This is a genomic window from Streptomyces ossamyceticus (assembly GCF_001418475.1).
In the GTDB taxonomy this organism is placed as follows: Bacteria; Actinomycetota; Actinomycetes; order Streptomycetales; family Streptomycetaceae; genus Streptomyces; species Streptomyces ossamyceticus.
In genome coordinates this window covers 1-2,833 of the sequence record NZ_LIQX01000702.1, presented here as the reverse complement: position 1 = coordinate 2,833, position 2,833 = coordinate 1, and the positions used below count along the sequence as shown (strand labels likewise).

The following is a 2,833-nucleotide window of genomic DNA, read 5'->3' as shown; positions in this document are numbered from 1 at the left end:
ACCCCACCCGGAACCCCCATTGGCGGGAAACGACAAGACAACGATCCCAATCCCGTGAGGCTTGTCATCTACGCGCGTAGGCCCAGACCGGATACTCTCGTCGCGTGAACGCTTCTCTTCTTCCGGACGACATCCAGGACGACCCCTACGCCGCCGCCGACGCCGCCGCCGCGCGCCTGCGGGAGCTCACGGGCGCCGAGACCCACGACGTCGCCCTCGTGATGGGCTCCGGCTGGGCCCCGGCCGTGGACGCGCTCGGCGCTCCCGAGGCCGAGTTCCAGGTCACCGAGCTGCCCGGCTTCCCGCCCCCGGCGGTGGAGGGCCACGGCGGCAAGATCCGCTCGTACAGGATCGGTGACAAGCGCGCGCTCGTGTTCCTGGGCCGCACCCACTACTACGAGGGCCGCGGTGTCGCCGCCGTCGCGCACGGCGTCCGTACGGCCGTCGCCGCCGGCGTCAAGACGATCGTCCTGACCAACGGCTGCGGTGGTCTCCGCGAGGGCATGCGCCCCGGTCAGCCGGTCCTGATCAGCGACCACCTGAACCTGACGGCGACGTCGCCGATCGTCGGCGCGAACTTCGTCGACCTGACGGACCTGTACTCGCCGCGTCTGCGCGCCCTGTGCAAGGAGATCGACCCCACCCTGGAGGAGGGCGTCTACGCCCAGTTCACGGGCCCGCACTACGAGACCCCGGCGGAGATCCGCATGGCCCGCGTCATCGGCGCGGACCTGGTCGGCATGTCGACGGTCCTTGAGGCCATCGCCGCGCGTGAGGCGGGCGCGGAGGTGCTGGGCATCTCCCTGGTCACGAACCTCGCCGCCGGCATGACCGGTGAGCCCCTCAACCACGAGGAGGTCCTCCAGGCGGGCCGCGACTCGGCGACCCGTATGGGCGAGCTGCTGACCCAGGTGCTGGACCGTCTGTAGCCGCGGTGAGCTCGGGGCCGCGGAGTACGTTCGCGGCCGTGGGTGGGTGGGGGCTGTTCGCGCAGTTCCCCGCGCCCCTGAAGAGTCGGGCCAGCGGCCCGCCCTTCATGAAAAGCACGGAGCGCAGCCCCGGCCGCTTTTCCGGGGCGGGGGGGAACTGCGCGAACAACCACGACGCGCCCGCACCCGCCAACACACCCCGCGGCCCCGAGCCACAAGGCACCCGCCCCCGAACCCCGACGCCGACGCCGACGCCGACGAACAAGAGAGGTTGGACCCCGACGTGCAGGACGAACTCATCGCACGGGCCAGGACATGGCTCGCCGAGGACCCCGACGCGGAGACCCGCGAGGAACTCGCCGGGCTCATCGAGGCCGGGGACACCGCGGAGCTCGCCGCACGCTTCAGCGGCACCCTCCAGTTCGGCACCGCCGGCCTCCGCGGGGAACTCGGGGCCGGCCCGATGCGTATGAACCGCTCGGTGGTCATCCGCGCCGCGGCCGGTCTCGCCGCGTACCTGAACAAGCAGGGCTCGGCCGGCGGCCTCGTCGTCATCGGCTACGACGCCCGCCACAAGTCGGCGGACTTCGCCCGCGACACCGCCGCGGTCATGACCGGCGCCGGACTGCGCGCCGCCGTCCTGCCCCGCCCGCTCCCGACGCCGGTGCTGGCCTTCGCCATAAGGCACCTGGGCGCGGTGGCCGGCGTGGAGGTCACGGCCAGCCACAACCCGCCCCGCGACAACGGCTACAAGGTCTACCTCGGCGACGGTTCGCAGATCGTGCCCCCGGCCGACGCGGAGATCGCGGCCGAGATCGACGCCGTACGCTCCCTCGCCGACGTCCCCCGCCCCGACGGCGGCTGGGAGACCCTGGACGACAGCGTCCTCGGCGCCTATCTGGCCCGTACGGACGCCGTCCTCGCCGACGGCTCCGCCCGGAGCGCGCGCACCGTCTACACGGCGATGCACGGCGTCGGCAAGGACACCCTGCTCGCCGCGTTCGCCCGTGCCGGGTTCCCGGAGCCGGTGCTGGTCGCGGAGCAGGCCGAGCCGGACCCGGAGTTCCCGACCGTGGCCTTCCCGAACCCGGAGGAGCCCGGCGCCATGGACCTGGCCTTCGCCAAGGCCCGCGAGACGGACCCCGACCTGATCGTCGCCAACGACCCCGACGCCGACCGCTGCGCCGTGGCCGTCAAGGACGGGGCGGACTGGCGGATGCTGCGCGGCGACGAGGTGGGCGCGCTCCTCGCCACCCATCTGGTCCGGCGCGGCGCGCAGGGCACCTTCGCCGAGTCGATCGTCTCCTCGTCCCTCCTCGGCCGGATCGCCGAGAAGGCGGGCCTGCCCTACGAGGAGACCCTCACCGGCTTCAAGTGGATCGCCCGCGTCGACGGTCTGCGCTACGGCTACGAGGAGGCCCTCGGCTACTGCGTCGACCCGGAAGGCGTCCGCGACAAGGACGGCATCACCGCCGCCCTGCTCATCACGGAACTGGCCTCGCAGCTGAAGGAGGAGGGCCGCACCCTCCTGGACCTCCTCGACGACATCGCCGTGGAGCACGGGCTGCACGCCACCGACCAGCTCTCCGTCCGCGTCGAGGACCTCTCGGTCATCGCCCGCGCCATGGAGCAGCTCCGTGAGCAGCCCCCGACCACCCTCGCGGGCCTCGCCATCACCAAGGCCGAGGACCTGACCCGGGGCACGGACCGGCTCCCGCCCACGGACGGCCTGCGCTACACACTCGACGGCGCCCGCGTGATCGTCCGCCCCAGCGGCACCGAGCCCAAGCTCAAGTGCTACCTGGAGGTCGTCGTCCCGGTCGCCGGCCACGCCGTCCTCCCCGAGGCCCACGCGACGGCCACGGACCTCCTCGCGAAGATCAAGCAGGACCTCTCGGCGGCCG

Annotated in this window: 2 protein-coding genes; both read left to right on the top strand. The window is 72.8% G+C overall.

Annotation, left to right across the window (positions count from 1 at the left end; translation table 11 throughout):
* Nucleotides 1-104: 104 nt before the first annotated feature.
* Nucleotides 105-929, top strand: a complete 825-nt coding sequence (locus AOK15_RS37040) for a purine-nucleoside phosphorylase (protein ID WP_055523030.1) — start codon at nucleotides 105-107, stop codon at nucleotides 927-929.
* A 283-nt stretch (nucleotides 930-1,212) separates the two neighbouring features.
* Nucleotides 1,213-2,833: phospho-sugar mutase (locus tag AOK15_RS37035; protein ID WP_055523031.1), on the top strand; the 1,621-nt coding region annotated here is incomplete at its 3' end.